Annotated in this window: 12 protein-coding genes; 5 read left to right on the top strand and 7 right to left on the bottom strand. The window is 71.1% G+C overall.

Annotation, left to right across the window (positions count from 1 at the left end):
• Nucleotides 1–33: 33 nt before the first annotated feature.
• The 7 genes from IPJ95_05160 to IPJ95_05130 form a co-directional block, all read right to left on the bottom strand.
• Complete coding sequence (locus IPJ95_05160) at nucleotides 34–396, bottom strand: hypothetical protein (protein ID MBK7923008.1); 363 nt, start codon at nucleotides 394–396, stop codon at nucleotides 34–36.
• A 50-nt stretch (nucleotides 397–446) separates the two neighbouring features.
• The gene (locus IPJ95_05155; GenBank protein ID MBK7923007.1) at nucleotides 447–764 is read right to left on the bottom strand and encodes a hypothetical protein; all 318 of its coding nucleotides are present in this window, start codon (nucleotides 762–764) and stop codon (nucleotides 447–449) included.
• A 122-nt stretch (nucleotides 765–886) separates the two neighbouring features.
• Complete coding sequence (locus IPJ95_05150; GenBank protein ID MBK7923006.1) at nucleotides 887–2311, bottom strand: M20/M25/M40 family metallo-hydrolase; 1425 nt, start codon at nucleotides 2309–2311, stop codon at nucleotides 887–889.
• 38 nt (nucleotides 2312–2349) lie between these two features.
• Complete coding sequence (locus tag IPJ95_05145; GenBank protein MBK7923005.1) at nucleotides 2350–3588, bottom strand: family 3 adenylate cyclase; 1239 nt, start codon at nucleotides 3586–3588, stop codon at nucleotides 2350–2352.
• Nucleotides 3589–3637: 49 nt separating this feature from the next.
• A complete protein-coding gene (locus IPJ95_05140; protein ID MBK7923004.1) occupies nucleotides 3638–4534 on the bottom strand; it encodes a sugar phosphate isomerase/epimerase in 897 nt (298 codons plus the stop codon).
• Nucleotides 4531–6243: a GMC family oxidoreductase gene (locus IPJ95_05135; protein ID MBK7923003.1), complete on the bottom strand. Its 1713-nt coding sequence runs from the start codon at nucleotides 6241–6243 to the stop codon at nucleotides 4531–4533. The genes IPJ95_05140 and IPJ95_05135 overlap by 4 nt, the downstream gene beginning before the upstream one ends.
• Nucleotides 6244–6253: 10 nt before the next feature.
• The gene (locus IPJ95_05130) at nucleotides 6254–6787 is read right to left on the bottom strand and encodes a gluconate 2-dehydrogenase subunit 3 family protein (protein ID MBK7923002.1); all 534 of its coding nucleotides are present in this window, start codon (nucleotides 6785–6787) and stop codon (nucleotides 6254–6256) included.
• Nucleotides 6788–6877: 90 nt separating this feature from the next.
• On the opposite strand from IPJ95_05130, the gene IPJ95_05125 reads away from it, so the two are divergent.
• From IPJ95_05125 to IPJ95_05105, 5 genes are all read left to right on the top strand, one after another.
• Nucleotides 6878–8779, top strand: a complete 1902-nt coding sequence (locus IPJ95_05125; protein ID MBK7923001.1) for a response regulator — start codon at nucleotides 6878–6880, stop codon at nucleotides 8777–8779.
• Between the two features lie 109 nt (nucleotides 8780–8888).
• Complete coding sequence (locus IPJ95_05120; protein ID MBK7923000.1) at nucleotides 8889–9518, top strand: DUF1080 domain-containing protein; 630 nt, start codon at nucleotides 8889–8891, stop codon at nucleotides 9516–9518.
• Entirely contained in the window at nucleotides 9515–10708 is a 1194-nt protein-coding gene (locus IPJ95_05115) for a nucleoside permease (GenBank protein ID MBK7922999.1), read from the top strand. Before IPJ95_05120 ends, IPJ95_05115 begins: the two co-directional genes overlap by 4 nt.
• Nucleotides 10709–11154: 446 nt before the next feature.
• Nucleotides 11155–12081 carry a sigma 54-interacting transcriptional regulator gene (locus IPJ95_05110; protein ID MBK7922998.1) on the top strand — a complete coding sequence of 309 codons (927 nt, stop codon included), beginning with the start codon at nucleotides 11155–11157 and terminating at the stop codon, nucleotides 12079–12081.
• Between the two features lie 159 nt (nucleotides 12082–12240).
• A complete protein-coding gene (locus IPJ95_05105; GenBank protein MBK7922997.1) occupies nucleotides 12241–16821 on the top strand; it encodes an RHS repeat-associated core domain-containing protein in 4581 nt (1526 codons plus the stop codon).
• The last annotated feature ends 12 nt before the right edge of the window (nucleotides 16822–16833 follow it).

Below are 16833 nucleotides of genomic sequence, written 5' to 3'. Positions count from 1 at the left end.
CCCCCGGCCGGCGCCGGGGGCCGGGGCGGGGGATTATCGGGGCGTGGCGGGAGCGGGCGTGCGGCAGGCCGTGTCCTGCGCGGCCAGCCGGTCGAGGCTGATCACCTCCCAGTCGCTGTCCGCGGCCTCCGGGAGTGCGATCGCGATCCGGACGTCGGCGTTGGTCCGGCGGTCCACCTTGAGGGCGGTGATGCCGCGCAGCAGGACGAAGAGCGGGCCGGTGCTGGCGTCCTTCGGCTCGACCGCCACGCCGAGGCAGAGCCGGTCGCGCACCCGGGCGCTGGCGAAGGCGCCGCGAAGCCAGCCGGCGCCCAGCACCGGGGCCGTGACCTGCACCCGGGCCCCGGGATGGACGAGCGTGGACGTCTGGGCGTGGAGCGGTGGCGGAGACGCCACCGCCGTACCGGCGAGCAGGAGGACGGCCAGGCGGGCCGCCCGGCCGGCGGTTACTTCGCGGGCGCCTTGCCGGTGCGCTCGAGCGTCTTGAGCCACTTCACCGCCGCGGCGAGCGCCTGCTTCTTGCCACCGTTGGAGAAGTCGCCGAAGTAGGCGGTGAACTTGGGGCGCCAGCCCTTCGCCGAGCGCCGGTGACCGACCCGGACCACGAACCCGAAGGTGCGGGTGCTGGCCTGGTCCACGCGACAGATGCCGGGCGGCAGCTTGGAGTTGACCCGGCGCGCCCGGGCGGCCGGCAGCGTCACCTTCGGGGCGGGCTTCGAGGTCCGTGAGGCCGCGCGGCGCATCGCGGGCTGCTTCTTTGCCATGTATGGGGTCTCCGTGTCGCCCTCGGTCGGGGCGGGTGAATCTGACGGGAGTGCTAAAATGGCGATTCATGGCACCGAATGGAAGAGCATCCCGCATCTTCATACTCCGGCGTACGGTGATTTCACGACGCTTTCGCCGGCGCCCGCGCAAACCGCTGCAGCAGCAGGACGTAGAATCGGACACCAAAGCCAACATTCTCGACCGAGATTCGCTCGTCGTTGCCATGCACCTGGTAGCGGTTCTCGTCGATGGGGATCAGGTAGGGATCGAGGCCGTAGGTGACGATGCCCGCGGCGGCATAGCTGGGCCGGTCGGAGGCGCCGGGGCTGATGGGCGTGGCCACGGGCACGCCGGGCAGCAGCTCCGCGGCGGTGGCCTCGATGGCACGGAACAGCTCGGTGCCGAGCGGCGCGCTGTAGCGGGGCGGGAGGGGCGCGATCTCCTCCAGCGTCACGCGCGGGTCGGCGATGACGCGGCGGAGCTCCGCGAGGAAGGCCGCCGGGTCCTGGTCGGGGAGCAGGCGGATGTCGAGGTCGGCGGTGGCCACCTGGGGAATGGTGTTGGTCTTGTTGGAGCCGACCAGCACCGTGGGCGAAATGGTATTGCGGAGCAGCGCGTTCCGCTCCGGCTCGCTGGTGAGCCAGGCGCGGCCCGCCGGCGAGCGCAACGCCGCGGCGGGCTCGGCGAGCCAGCGCCGGCCCGGCCCCGTCTCCACCGCCGCCTGCGCCTTGAGGAAGCGTTCCACAGCCGGGGAGAGGGTCAGCGGGGTCTGCCACGCCGCCACCCGGGCCACCGCCCGCGCCAGCACCGGCACCGGGTTCTGGTCGCCGATGGGCACCGAGCCGTGGCTGGTGGTGCCCCGCACCACCAGCCGGGTCCACAGCGGCCGCTTCTCACCCACGTCGATTCCGAACCAGCGCACCGCGCCACCCTCGACGCGGGTGTCGGCGCCCTCGGTGAGCAGGTACTCCACCCCGGCCAGCAGGTCGCGGTGCCGTTCGACGAACACGATCGCCCCGCGGCCGTCGGTCTCCTCGTCCGCGTTGGCGATGTAGACGAGGTCGCGATCGAGCGTCACCCCGGCGCGCTTGAGGGCGATCAGCGCCATGAGCTGGATGATGCCGTGGCCCTTCATGTCGATGGCGCCCCGGCCCCAGACCTCGCCGTTCACGATCTCCCCGCCGAAAGCGTCGCGGGTCCACTGCGAGGGAGTCACCGGCACCACGTCCATGTGATGCACCAGCGCGATGGCCCGCCCTCCGCCGCTGCCCCGCAGCCGCGCGTAGAAGTTGGCGCGGCCGGGCCCGAGCTCGGCGGTATCGAGGATCTGCCCCTCGATCCCCTCGCGCGCCAGCACCTCCTGGAGCCAGCGGGCGGTGGCCAGCTCGTTGCCCGGTGGATTGGTGGAGTTGATCCGGAGGTACTCGGAGAGGAGCCGGCTGGCCTCATCCCGCAGGGCGGGCCAGTCGAAGGCCGGCTGCTGGGCTGCCAGGGCGCGGGGCGCGAGCAGCAGCGCCAGCAGGGCGAGGAGCGATCGGGTACGCATGGGGTGGAATGGTAACCGGAGCGCGCCCGTGCCGGGGGCTAGACGGCCACCGCCTCGATCGTCACGCCCCCGACCCGCACCGCGCGCGCCGCGGTCACGTCGGGGAGGCCGGCCTGCCGCGCGGCGGCGGCGGTGAGGTGGATCACGCCGAAGACGCCGGCGTCCTGCGCCAGCTTGGCGGCCACGTTGACCGGGGAGCCGGCCACGTCGCGCAGGCCGGGGCCGAGCTCGAACAGCAGCACCCGGCCCACGTCGATCCCCACCCGCAGCTGCACCCCCTGCGCGGCGAGGGTATCGCGCAGCTTCCGCGCAAAGGCCAGCGCCTGCCGCGCCCCGTCAAAGTGATAGATGCTGGTGCCGGTGGTGGACTTGACCTCCGCCCCGGCCAGGTCCTCGACCAGCGAGTTGCCCAGCCGCGTCACCGCCGCGGCGAGCGCCAGGTCGTTGAGCGCGGCCAGCTCCGGCACCTCGCGGTCCTCCCGCTCCACGTCGATGACCACCACCGCCAGGTCGCGGTAGGCCGGGCGCGGCACCACGGAGGTCCGCCGGGTGCGCTGGAACTCCCCGAGCCCGCCGAAGAACTCCTCCGTGAAGGGGAGCGGGTAGCGGAAGTCGCTCGCGGCGATCCCGCCGAGCCGCGGCCCATCCACCACCCGCCGCACCTCGCCGAAGCGCTCCGCCAGGTCCGCGCGTGGCTCGTAAAGGAAGTGCGCCGTCTCGCCCAGCCGGCGGGCCGCCTCGCCGGTGACCACCAGCTCGTGGGCCGCGGTGAAGTCCTCCGCGATCGCCTCCACCCGGTCGGCGTCGGGGCCGTAGAGGCTCTGGCCCAGCTCGTAGAACACCCCCTCGTGCACACAGACGCCGATCCCCACCTCGCACTCGGCGCGGATCCGGTCCATCAAGGTCAGCAGCATGCCCACCACGTGGTCCGGCGCCACGCCCTCAGGGAAGAACATCTGGGTGTTGTCCGCCGCCCAGACGCCGATGGGCTGCCCGCCGATGGCCCGCCCATAGGCGTGCACCAGCTCCTTGGGCCGGCTCACCATCGCCAGGATCTCGATGAGCGACCGCTCCGCCGAGAGCCGGGTGAGCCCCGCGGTGTCGGTGCAGACCACCAGCCCGCGCAGCGTGCACGGCGCCAGCAGCGCGCAGGCGCGCGCGTGGGTCTGCTCGCTGCGGGTCCACGCGGCGATGACGTCCAGCGGCAGCCGCTGGCCGGCATCGGGCGGGAGGTCGAAGAACCCGGGGGGGAACCGCGTGGGATTGAAGCGGGGCATGGTCGTGGCTTGGCGGCTCGGCGGCTCGGACGAACCGCCGAACCGATCCTCAGTACCGAAGCGTCTGCATGTAGGCCGCGCTCGCCCGGGCAAAGGCCAGCTGGTCCTTCGCCTCGTCGTGCTCGGCGAAGAAGTGGGTGACGCCGGCGCTCCGGGCCGCGCCCAGCAGCACCGGCCAGTCCATCACCCCGGCACCCACGTCCACCATCGTCCCGTCGGCGGCCATGTCCTTCACGTGCACCGCGCGGAAGCGGCCGGGGAAGCCGCTGAAGAAGGCCAGCGCGTCGGCGCCGCCCTGCCGGGCCCAGAAGAGGTCCAGCTCGAACACCACCAGCGCCGGGTCGGTGAGCCGGAGCAGCGCGGTGTAGCCGGAGGTGAACGGTGCGTCGGCGCCCTCCGGCAGGGGGGCAAACTCGAAGCCGTGGTTGTGGTACCCCACCGTGAGCCCGGCCTGGCGGCAGCGTTCACCCGCATGATTGAGCAGGTCGGCGGCGCGCTGCCAGCCGTCGGCGGTCCGGTACTCCTCCCCCACCCACGGCAGGATCAGGTAGCGGTGGCCCAGGACCTTCGCGTCGGCGATGGTCTGCTCCAGCTGGTCGGTGAGCGCCGGGATGCCCACGTGGCCCGCCGGGGCCTGGAGACCGGCGGTGTCGAGCGCCGCGCGGAACTCCGCCGCCGTCTTCCCGTACAGCCCCGCCAGCTCCACCTCGTGGTAGCCCATCGCCGCCAGTGCCTTCAGGGTGCCGGCGAGGTCCCGCTGGGCGGCGTCGCGCACGGCGTAGAGCTGAAGGCCGAAGGGGCGGCTCGGCGGTTCGGCGGCTCGGCGGTTCGGCGGCTCGGCCGCGGGGGTGAGTCCGGGCAGCAGGAGGCCTGCGGCCAGGGTGCCGAGGAAGTCCCGACGATCACACGCGCCGCCAAGCCGCCGAGCCGCCGAGCCGTCGCTCATAGTTCATTCCTCTTCATCAGCTCCACCGCGTGATGCGCGGCACGGGCCGTCAGGGCCATGTAGGTGATCGACGGATTCTGGTTGGCCGAGCTGGCCATGCAGGCGCCATCGGTCACGAAGACGTTGGGCGCGTCCCAGACCTGGTTCCAGCCGTTGAGCACCGAGGTCTTCGGGTCGCGGCCCATGCGGGCGGTGCCCATCTCGTGGATGCAGAGGCCTGGGGGGAGCTTGTCGTCGTGGGTGGTGATGTCGGTGGCGCCGGCGGCCTCGAGCATCTCGGCCGCGGTGACCTGGATGTCCTTGAGGATGGCCAGCTCGTTGGGGCCCCAGGTGCACTGCACCCGCAGCGCGGGGATGCCCCACTTGTCCTTCACCTCGGGATCGATCGCCACGAGGTTGTCGTGCCGCGGCAGGCACTCGCCCCAGCCGCCGAGGCCCAGCCGCCACGGCCCCTTCGCCGCGACCAGCTTGTGCTTGAACTCGGCGCCGAAGCCGGGGCTCGAGCGGTCGAACCCGCCTCGCCACCCGCCCCCCTGGAAGCCGTAGCCCCGCACGAAGTCCGGCTGCCGGTCCTTCACGTTGCGGAAGCGCGGCACGTAGATCCCATTGGGCCGGTTGCCGAAGGAGGTCCGGTCCTCGAACCCCGGCAGCACCCCGCCGGCGCCCGCGCCGAAGGGATGGTCCATCAGGTTGTGGCCCAGCTCGCCGCTGCTGCTGCCCAGGCCGCCGGGATAATCCCGGCTGGTGGAGTTGAGCAGCAGCCGGGTGGACTCGAGCGCGCCGGCGCAGACGAACACCAGCCGGGCGCGGAACTCGAGCACCTCGAAGGTGTTGCCGTCGATCACCCGCACCCCCGTCGCGCGCATGGCGCCGGTGGTCGCGGTGCGGCGCTGCGACGGCTCGTACAGCACCCGCTCCACCACGCTGTCGGGGCGGATGGTGAGCCGGCCGGTCTGCCGCGCCGCCGGCAGCGTGGAGCCGAGGCTGCTGAAGTAGGAGTGGGTGATGCAGCCACGTTCACAGGGGCCGCAGTAGTGGCAGGCCTTCCGCCCCTGGTGCGGCACCGTGAGGATGGCGCAGCGGCCCATGGTCACCACCCGGTCGCGGCCCCAGGTGCGCTCGGTGGCCTCGCGCAGTGCCGTCTCGGCGCAGCGGAACGCCATCGGCGGGAGGAACTCGCCGTCGGGGAGCTGGTCCAGCCCCTCCGCCATCCCCGAGACGCCGATGAACCGCTCCACGTGGCTGTACCAGGGCGCGATGTCGCGGTAGCGGATGGGCCAGTCGGCGCCGATGCCCTCGCGGGCGTTGGCCTCGAAGTCGAGGTCGCTCCAGCGGTACACCTGGCGGCCCCACATGATCGAGCGCCCGCCGAGGTGGCGGCCGCGGATCCAGTGGAAGGGCTGCGCGGGGTCGAAGGTGTAGGGATTCTCGAGGTCGTTCACGAAGAACTTCGCGCCCCACTCGTCGCAGGCGTAGCAGTTCTTCTGGATCGGCTGTTCGCGCTCCAGGGTGCGGCGGTCGCCCCAGCCGCGGAACGGCAGCTCCCACGCCTGGATGTGCTCGGCGTAGTCCCGCTCCGGCACGATCTCGCGGCCCGCCTCCAGCACCAGCACCCGGAGGCCACGCTCGCACAGCTCCTTGGCGGCCCAGCCCCCGGTGATGCCGGAGCCGACCACGATCGCGTCGTACTGGCGGGGAGTGGACGTCATGCGGGGCGGCTCAGTGCGGCCGGAGGGGGATGCAGCCGTCGAAGCGGCCGGGGATCATCGGGTGCGCCATGTCGGCGGTCATCACCGCCTCGGAGGTGAACCAGCCGTAGATCACCAGCCCCTTGAGCCGGCGGAAGGCCCCGGGCGCGGTGTCGAGCTCGCCGCCGCCGGTGTCGAGGGCGGTGAGCAGCTCCACCCGCGCCGGCTCCGGCAGGGTCACGAAGCGGCCGCCGTGCAGGTCCGTCGCCCGCGCCTCGAGGTGGGCCAGGCCCGCCAGGAAGCGGGCCCGCTCGTCATCCGGGTACCAGGCGTCGAGCAGCCGGTCCACGAAGCCGGTGCAGTCCACGTCGGAGGCCGACGGGGTGTCGGTGCGGGGGAGGATCATGTCGCCGATCAGGGTCACCAGGGCGGCCTGCTCGGCGTCGAGCGCCCGCCGCGGGCCCGCGGCGGCGTGGAGCCTCCGGGCCGCCGGGAGGAGGTCCGGCGGGAGAAAGGCGAGCGCGCTGGTCGCGGAAAGGAGCTGGAGGAGTTCGCGCCGGTCCATGGGCGGAGGTTACCCCCCGCGCGGGGGCAGCGCCAGTAGGATGGCGCCGGCGCCTCAGCCGGGCGGGGCCCGCCGCCGATACTGGGCTGGATGCCCCGACAGCGGACCAGCCTGGCCTTCGATACCCGCGCCCTGCAGCTGGCGCGCGACATGGTCTTCCTCGACGCCGAGGAGGCCGGCCGCCGCAAGGCGGAGCGCGACCGGCAGGTCCAAACCATGGACGTGCCGCGGCTGCGGGCCATCGGCATGCCGCTGCTCGCCGGCGTGGCGCTGCTCTACGACCACCTGGCCGGCCAGGACGTGGCCCGGACCGGCCTGCTGGGCGTTGGGCTCCTGACCCTGGTCTACGTGGGGCTCAGCTGGCTGGCGCTGGTGCGCTGGTACCGGCCGGGCGCCCGGCTCCACCTCGGCAACGTCTTCCTCGCCATCGACCTCGGCTTCATCGCCCTGCTGATGCACTTCACGGGCGGCACCGCGAGCTGGTTCTTCGTGGCGCTCCTGGTGCGGGGCGCCGACATGGCCACGGTGGGACAGCGGGCGGTGCTCTGGTTCGGCGTGATGGCCCTCGCCTGCTACCTCGGCCTGCTCGGCTGGGCCATCGCCGTGGGGCAGCACCACCCCGACTGGGCCGCGGAAGCGGCGCGGATCGGGATCCTGCTGGTCGGGCACGGGTACTTCGCCCTCAACGCCCGGCGGGTGGAGCAGCTGCGCCGGCGCACCGCCGGCGTGGTGAAGGTGGCCACCGACCTGATCCGCGAGCTGGAAGAGCGCGGGGAAGAGCTCGAGGCGGCGCGCGAGCGGGCCGAGGAGGCGAGCCGGGTGAAGGGCCAGTTCCTGGCCAACATGAGCCACGAGATCCGCACCCCGATGAACGGCGTCATCGGGATGGCCGCGCTCCTGGCCGACACCCGGCTCAGCAGCGAGCAGGCCGAGTACGTCCGGCTGCTGCGCGGCTCCGGCGAGGCCTTGCTCGGCATCATCAACGACATCCTGGACTTCTCGCGGGTGGAGGCGGGCAAGCTCACCCTCGACCCGAAGCCGTTCGACCTCCCCGCGCTGCTCGAGGGCACCCTGGGCCCGCTGCGGCCGGAGGCGGCCCGCAAGCAGCTCGCGCTGGCGCTGGTGCCCGACCCCGACGTGCCGCGGCTGGTGCTGGGCGACGCGGGGCGGGTGCGCCAGGTCCTCACCAACCTGCTCGGCAACGCGGTCAAGTTCACCGCGCGGGGCGGCGTCACGCTGCGGGTGCGCACCCTGCACGCCAGCGCGGAGGGCTGCCGCATCCGCTTCGAGGTCGAGGACACCGGGCCGGGGATCGACGCCGACACGCTGGCGCGGCTGTTCCAGCCCTTCACCCAGGCCGACGGCTCCACCACCCGGCGCTTCGGCGGCACCGGGCTCGGCCTGGCCATCTCGCGCATGCTCGCCGAGCTGATGGGGGGCGAGGTCGGGGTGGAGAGCCATCCCGGCCAGGGGAGCACGTTCTGGGTGGTGCTGCCCTTCGGCCCGGTGACGGCGGCGGCGGCGATCCGCGCCGTGGAGCGGGCGCCATCGGTGGCGCCGCCGCCGGCGGCCGCGGCGCATGGGGCGGAGGCGGTGCGGGTGCTGCTGGTGGAGGACGATCCGCTCAACCGGTACCTGGCGGAGCGCTTCCTGGCCCAGTGCGGGTGCGACGTCGTGGTGGCCGAGCACGGCCGCGAGGCGGTGGAGCGGGTGGGCCGCGAGCGCTTCGCGATGGTGTTCATGGACTGCCTGATGCCTGTGCTCGATGGCTACCAGGCCACCCGCGAGATCCGGGCGGCGGAACCCGAAGGACGGCACCTGCCGATCGTGGCCCTCACCGCCAATGCCATGAGCGGCGACCGGGAGAAGTGCCTCGCCGCGGGGATGGATGACTTCGTTTCCAAGCCCGTCTCGCGCGAGGCGCTGCAGCGGGCGGTGACGCGCTGGGTTCCGGTCGCCCCTTTCGTCTCGTCGGCCGGGGACGTATCGTAACGACCGTCTCCACCCCGCCGAGCCCTGCATGCGCCTTCCGCGCGCACCCTGGTTGTGTGTCGTCCCGCTGTTCCTCCTCTGCTCCTGTGCCGGCGCCGGCACCCCCGCCATGGGTGGCGAGGCCTCCATTGCCCTGCGCGCCGGGGGCTGGACCAGCCTGTTCGATGGCCGGAGCACCGCCGGCTGGCGCGGCTATCACCAGGCCACCGTGCCCGCGGGGTGGACCGTCGTCGACGGCGCGCTCACCCGCACCGGCGAGGGCGGGGACATCATCACGGTCGGGGAGTACGGCAGCTTCGAGCTGGAGCTCGAGTGGCAGGTGGCGCCCGGGGGCAACAGCGGCGTGATGTACCGGGTCACCGAGGAGGGGGAGTACAGCTACCACACCGGGCCCGAGATGCAGATCCTCGACGACGCGGCCCACGCCGATGGCCTCAACCGCCTCACCGCCGCCGGCGCCTGCTACGGCCTCTACGCCGGGCCGGCGGGGGTGGTGAAGCCGGCGGGCGAGTGGAACACCGCGCGGATCGTGGTGCGCGGCAGCCAGGTGGAGCACTGGTTGAACGGCCAGCGGGTGGTGAGCTACGAGCTGGGCAGCGCCGACTGGACCGCCAAGGTGGCGGCGAGCAAGTTCGCCCAGTGGCCCGGCTACGGCCGGGCGGCGCGGGGCCACATCGCGCTGCAGGACCACGGCGACCGCGTGGCGTTCCGGCACATCCGCCTCCGCGAGCTCCCATGATCCGAGCCAAGCTTTCCCTCATGATGTTCCTCCAGTACTTCATCTGGGGGGCGTGGTTCGTCACGCTGGGCACCTACCTGGGCCAGACCCTCAACTTCGACGGGCCGCAGATCGGCGCGGCGTACGGCACCATGGCCATCGGGGCGATCATCGCCCCGTTCTTCGTGGGGATGATCGCCGACCGCTTCTTCGCCACCCAGAAGATCCTGGCCATCCTGCACCTGGCGGGCGCGGGGATCATCTTCTGGGCCTCGCAGGAGCCGAGCTTCGGGCGGTTCTACCCGCTCTTGATCGGCTACGCGCTGTGCTACGCGCCGACGCTGGCGCTCACCAACAGCCTCGCCTTCGACAACATGCAGGACCCGGCCAAGGAGTTCCCCCTGGTGCGGGTGCTCGGCACCATCGGGTGGATCGTGGCGGGGCAGGTGGTGGGGCAGCTGGGGCTCGAGGCCAGCGCGGTGCCCATGCAGCTGGCGGCCGGCGCGTCGGTGTTGCTGGGGCTGTTCTCGCTGGCGCTGCCGGACACCCCGCCGCACGCCGCCGGCAAGCCCCTCGGCGTGCGCGACGTGCTCGGGCTCGACGCCCTGGCGCTCATGAAGAACCGGTCGTTCGCGGCGTTCGTGCTGGGGAGCTTCCTGCTGTGCATCCCGCTGCAGTTCTACTACGCCTTCACCAACCTCTTCCTGAACGAGATCGGCATGGTGGCGCCGGCCAGCAAGATGACGCTGGGCCAGGTGTCGGAGATCCTGTTCATGGTGCTGCTGCCGGTGGTGCTGGCGCGGTTCGGCACCAAGGTCATCCTGCTGGTGGGCATGGCGGCGTGGGGCGCGCGCTACCTGCTGTTCGCCAACGGCGACACCGGCGGCGGGGCGTGGATGCTGTACCTCGGCATCCTGCTGCACGGGGTCTGCTACGACTTCTTCTTCGTCACCGGGCAGATCTACGTGGACCAGCAGGCGGGGCTCAAGGTCCGGGCCGCGGCGCAGGGGTTCCTCACCTTCATTACCCAGGGCGTGGGCTACCTGATCGGCAGCTTCGCCTCGGGGCTGGTGGTGCAGCAGTTCGTCAACTCGGCGGGAACGGGCCACGACTGGCACGCCATCTGGCTCCGGCCCGCCGTGGGCGCGGCCGTGATCCTCATCATCTTTGCACTGGTGTTCCGCGGGGAGGGTGAGGGAAAGACGGCGTAGGATAGGCGGCTCGGCGGCCGGACGCCCGAACTGTCTCATCTGGGCGGTGAACTGTCTCACTGAGACAGTTGCCCCGGCCCGGGTCGGCGCCCAAGTCATTCCGCCACAACAACTCCGTGGTTTGACGCGCGCGGCACATCTCCTGACATAAGGAATGGGCATCCCGAATCCGGAGCCCCGGTGCGCCTCTGCCTGCGTTGGTGGTCCGTCCTCCTGATGTCTCTTTGCCCGCCCCTCCCGCCGTCCGCCCATCCGTCGTTCCGCCCCGCCGCACGCCCCCGTCCATCCCTCCTCGACTCCGGGAACGCAGGAGCAAGCCGCCTGATGGCGCTCACTCTGCCGGCGGTAGGCGCGCCATGACCGTCGTCGGAAAGCCCGGGGGACCGACGGAAGGCAGGGCGCCGGCCCTCCGCCCTTCCGTTCCCGAGGACTCACCTATCATCGCCGTGTCGCCCTCCATGCGCCGGGCGGTGGAGCGGGCACGGGCCTTCGCGGGCACCAGCCTCCCGATTCTGCTCGTCGGTCCCACCGGCACCGGCAAGGAGGTGCTGGCGCAGGCGATTCACGCCTGGAGTGCCCGGGACGGGCGGATGGTCGAGGTCAATTGTGGGGCGCTGCCGGCCGACATGGTGATCCGCGAGCTGTTCGGCCATCGGCGCGGCGCCTTCACGAGCGCGGTCGACACCGTCCCTGGGTACTTCGAGGCCGCCGATCGCGGGACCCTGTTTCTCGACGAACTCGCCAGCCTGCCGATCGCCGGCCAGCGGGCCCTGCTGCGCGTGGCGGAGACCGGCCAGTTCTCGCGCGTCGGGGAGACCGCCGTGCACCGGGTGTCGGTGCGGCTGCTCGCCGCGGTCCAGGACCTGGAGGGCGCCTCCGGTGGCCTGCCCATCCGGGCTGACCTCGTGCACCGGCTGGGCGGGGTGGTGATCCGGCTGCAGGCGCTACGGGAGCGGCCCGAGGATGTGTGGCCGCTGGCCGAGCACTTTGCGCGCCGGCTTGGCGCCGTGCTGGAGCCTGGCACCCGGACCGTGCTCGAGCGCTACCCCTGGCCCGGGAATGTCCGGGAGCTTCGCCATGTGGTGGCCCGGGCCGCCACCCTGCAGCCGGTGGGCCCCCTCACGCCGGCCACGTTGTGCGAAGCGCTCGATATGGCGGATGAGGGGGCCCGCCAGGACCGCATGCGTTGCCCCGAGGATCCCGGGCTGCAGTACCAGCGGGCGGAACTGGTGGCCTGTTGCGAGGAGCAGGATTGGAACGTGGACCGGGTCGCGGTGCTGCTCGGGGTGCACCGGGCCACATTGTACCGCCGCCTCAAGCGCCTGGGCATCCAGCCGCCGGTGAGCCCCGCGGGTGGTACAGGACTGAACTAGTCGCACGGTGTCGCACCGTTTGTCGCACGGCGGGCCGCTGTCGCTGCGACAAACCGGCGGCGCGATTGCCAAGTGCCGCCACGGAAACGACTTGGGGCCGCACGACGGTGGCACGTTGCTTGTCTTGTCAGGGAGGCATCCCCACTCCGGAGCTTCCCGGTGCATCGTCCCGCGAACGTCGCGTTCTCCTGTTGGACCCTCGCGGCCGCCCTGGTCCTCGTCGGCGCCAGCGCCGCCCCACTCCGCGCCCAGATCGAGGCGCCGCTCGCGGGCGGGGGCGGTGGTGGCGGAGCCATCGTGGTGACGCCGGACAACGGCAGCGCCTCTGCCCCCTCGGGGAGCAGCGGCCAGACGCTTGCCTTTACCGTGGCCAACACCGCTCCGGGCTCCAGGGCAGTCACCTTTTCCTGCGCAACGACCGGGCCCTTGACCTGCACCGGCCTGAGCATTCCCTCCTACTCCTTCGATGATCTCGAGGAGATCACCGTCACGGCCACCTACAGCACCGGCGCGGTGGGCAGCGGCACCCTGACCCTGAGCGCCACCGGGACGGCCAGCGACGACGGATGGTACACGGTGCTCTCGACGGGCCCGGCGCCTCCGGTCATCGCGCTGACGCCGCACAACGCGACTTACCGCGATGTGGCGAAGTGCGTGGCGAGCTGCTTCGATGCCGTGTACGCGCACGCCACCCCCGCGTACTTCTCCCTCGGTGCCCCGCGGGCGCTGACCCTGGCCTACAACAGCCAGACGCACAAGCCCACGCCCGTCATTCCGATTGACCTGACCCTGTCCGCTGGCGCCACCCTTCCCACCGCCTATTCGATCCAGGTCCGGCGCAGCGGGGTGGGAAGCTGGTTCACGCTGCTCAACGGCGCCACCATCGCGTACTTCGCGGCCCATGCCTCGGGCCAGACCCGCATCGCCGCTGCATTCGACGCCGCGACGAACAGTCTCGACTCGACCGGGGCTTTCCCCCTGGAACTGTCGATCATGGCGTACTATCCCGGCAATGTGACCCTGGGAGATACGGTATCTACCCAGGTGCTCATCGCTGCCCAGAGCCGAAGCGCGTTCGGGGCCGGCTTCGACCTGGCGGGGTATCAACGGCTCTACAAGCGGGGGAGTGCCACGGGTGACGTCGTGATCACCGAGGGTGACGGCTCGATCGCGTTCTACGACAGCGTGGCCGCGGGTTACGCCCGGCCCGCCGGTGCGCCGGGCGTGCGGCTGGCGTACCAGTCGGGCAAGTACACCCGCACCTACCTCGACGGATCGTCGGTGGAGTTCAACGCCAACGGATTCATGACCAGGGCGTCGGATCGCTTCGGCAACGCGACGCTCTTCGCCTACCTGGCGGCGCCCTACGACTCGCTGCTGAGCACCATCACCGACCCCACCAGCCGCGTGCTGCGGCTGTGCTACAATGCGAGTTGCTCCGCCACGGCAGGCAAACTCCATCACGTGGAAGTCCAGTACGGCTCGAGTGCCCTCCGGACCGTGACGTACACCACCGTCGGCGGCAAGATCACCCAGATCCAGGATCCGGATGGTTACGGGGAAAGCCTGGCGTACGGGGCCAATAGCCTGCTCGCAAGCGTGACCGATCGCGGGGGCAACGTGAGTGAGTTGTACTACGACGGCCTCAATCGCCTGGACAGCCTTCGAGCGCCGAGCGTCACCCTGTTCGATGGCTCGACCGGCCGGCCCCGGGTGACCTTTCAGCCCGCCGAGCGCACGGTCTGGCAGCCTACGACGCCGGGCAATGCGCTGAACGCACCCAAGGCCGGGGTGAAGGCGGACACCTCGCTCAAGTCATCGGTGACCGACCCGCTGGGTGCCATCGTCCGCTACAGCCAGGACGCGTACGGCACTCCGACGGTCGTGGTCGATCCGTTCGGGGTCCGCTCCCTGATCACCCGGGATGGTGACGGCCGGGTCACCCGGGTCGATGAGGCCAATGGGGCCTACGCCGTGTTCACCTACAACGGGCATGGGCAGCTGACCTATGCCGGCGACGGTCCGGGCGGCCGGAACACCTACTATCACTACCTCGATACCCTGACCAGCGACCTCACCTGGATCGAGGGCGACCGGGTGCGGACCGACTTCCACTACTACGGCACCGGACAGGCGGGTGGGCCGAAGGGGGCGCTCAAGGACATCTACGTGGGCGTGACCGGGGCGTGGCCGGACACCACCACCGGGCAGCTCGTGGAGCGGCACATCGCCGACCCGCTCGGCCGGGACACCGCCGTCGTCGATCCCCTCAATCACAAGACCCGCTACACCTATCACGCCTCCTGGGGCAACCTGGTCAAGGTCAGGGATCCCTCAGGCATCGAAACCCGCGTCACGCTCGACTCGGTTGGACGGCCCGACAGTTCGATCACGCCACTCGCGGCGACGTCGCGCACCGCCTACGGCGTCATGAACCAGGTCCTGACCACAACCTGGGCGGCGCCGGGGTATCGGGTCACCAATACCTACGATCCGGCGACCCTGGCGCTGATCCGGGTGGAGACACCCCGGCCGGGCGGGGCGGCGGCGCCGGTGGTCTACAAGTTCGGCTACAACGCCCTCGGGGCCCTCGTGGCCCGCTACGATGCCACGGACACCACCAAGGCCGACACCCTCAAGTACGACCTTGGCGGCAACCTTCGGAAGTTCCGGACCCGCCGGGGTGACGTGATCGACCTCAGCTACGACAAGGTTGGTCGGCTGCTGTCGCGCGCGGGACCGGGCTTCCCGACCGACTACTTCCTGTACGACACCCTCGCGGGCCGGTGGAACGTGGCCTACAACAGCGTAGCCCGCGACAGCTTCCACCTCGATACCCGGGGGCGCCTCGACGCATGGCGACAGACCATGAACGGCCGCACTTACAGCGGCAGCCTGAGCTACGACACCTATGACCGGGTCACGAGGCGCGTTCTTCGACCGAGTACCCCTGCGGCCGACTCTTCCCTGCTCCAGTTCGCGTACACCACGGGCAACGGCCTCCGGGATTCCCTCTGCGTCTTCGCCAATCCCAAGCGCTGCCTGACGTTCAAGACCACGGCCGACTGGGTCGCGGACACGCTGGTGTTCAATCGCGGCACCGCCAATGCCTGGCGCCTGCTCCAGGGGTTCGATGCCAACCACCGAATCACCAGCCAGACCTTCACCGGCGGGACCAACCTTGCCGCGCTCGAATTGCCGATCATGACCTACGACTCCGTGGGGCGCAACAAGACCCGCACGTCGCCCAAGGGGGGCGCCTTCACCCGGCGGCTATTCCGCTATGACCGGCTGGGCCGGCTTACCAACGCCTGCGACTCCACCGGGAGCCAGTGCCAGAACGTGATCAATGGCACGACCGACTCCGCCTGGACCTACGATTCGACCGGCAACCGCGGCCAGCTTGGTACCACGACGACCTACGGGGCGGGGAACCGGCTGGCCGCGTTCGGCACCACCAACCTCTCCTACGATGCGATCGGGAGCATCGTCTGCCGGCTGGTGGGAGCCTGCCCGGGCGGGACGGGCTCCGGGTACAAGTACTCCTGGGATGCTCTTGGCCGGCTCCGGGGCATCCGGAACGGCTCGACAGGCGCCCTCGTGGACAGCATGTTCTATGATGCCCTCGGGCGCCGGGTGCGGAAGCAGATGGCCGCCGCGGACGAGTACTACGTATACGAGGGCGACCAGGTCATCTTCGACCTCAACGCCGCGGGGACCGTGCTGCGGGAATACGCTTGGTATCCGGGGGGCGTGGACCGGCTCCTGGCCCTCCGGGCCACCACCCCGGTAGTCGACACCCTGGCGGCGATCCTCGACCCGATCAACGGCACCGTGCGCGGCCTGGCCCGGTTCCGCACCGGGGCCAAGGTCAAGGAATTCACCGAGGCGCCCTGGGGCGACGCGGTTGCCGACACGGGGATCGTGGTGCGGTACCGCTTCGCGGGGCGGGAGTACGACAGCGAGACCGGGCTCTACTACATGCGGGCGCGGTACTACGACCCCGCCCTGGGGCGGTGGATCAGCGAGGACCCGATCGGGATCGCGGGCGGGCTGAACGTCTACGCGTACGCGGGGAATGATCCGGTCAATGGGCGGGATCCTTCTGGGCTGGATCCGGACTGCGATCCAGGCGTGGTGTGCCTGCCACCGCTGGAGAGGCATGATGAGCCGGAGTGGATACCGACGTGGTACGGCACGAATGGGGAGCCATGCAACAGCGGCTGGACCTCGTCCACCGACGAGTGGGTCCGTCTGCGCTCTGGCGGCCAGATTCCCGACCGCTGGCGGAACCTCCCGGGTGGTGGGGAGGAAAGCGAGGGTCCTGGCGAGCCGACACAGGGGCAGAGATGCGCCGCGGCATTCTCAAACTTGGTCATCAATGGCACATTGGACTTCACCCAGGCCAGGTGGCTCGAACGTGCAAAGGTGCTGGGTAGCTGGGCACGCAGCCAGACCGAGTTCGCCGGGGCAATGGCACATGCCGACTGGAGGCTGTTCGGCAAGTCGACATTTGCAGGGGCGCGAGCGGGCAGGGCGGCTGCGGCGGAGCGCGCACTCCGAGCTGGGATTTGGAGGGCACGTGGGGCGGCAACAGCTGCGTTGTCGGCCGATCAGTCGACAAGCGATTTCCTCTGGGCGGTTGGAGGGGCGGCGGCAAGTTGGGTTCCCTGGGGAGGGACCGCTGTATCGTCCTTGCAGACGGGGATGGAATGCATCATCAAACCCCTGTTGAACTAGCTCGGGAGGCAG

The sequence above is a fragment of the Gemmatimonadota bacterium genome (assembly GCA_016713785.1).
In the GTDB taxonomy this organism is placed as follows: domain Bacteria; phylum Gemmatimonadota; class Gemmatimonadetes; order Gemmatimonadales; family GWC2-71-9; genus JADJOM01.
Note: the sequence above shows the minus strand (reverse complement) of the source record. Positions and strands in the feature narration are given on the sequence as shown.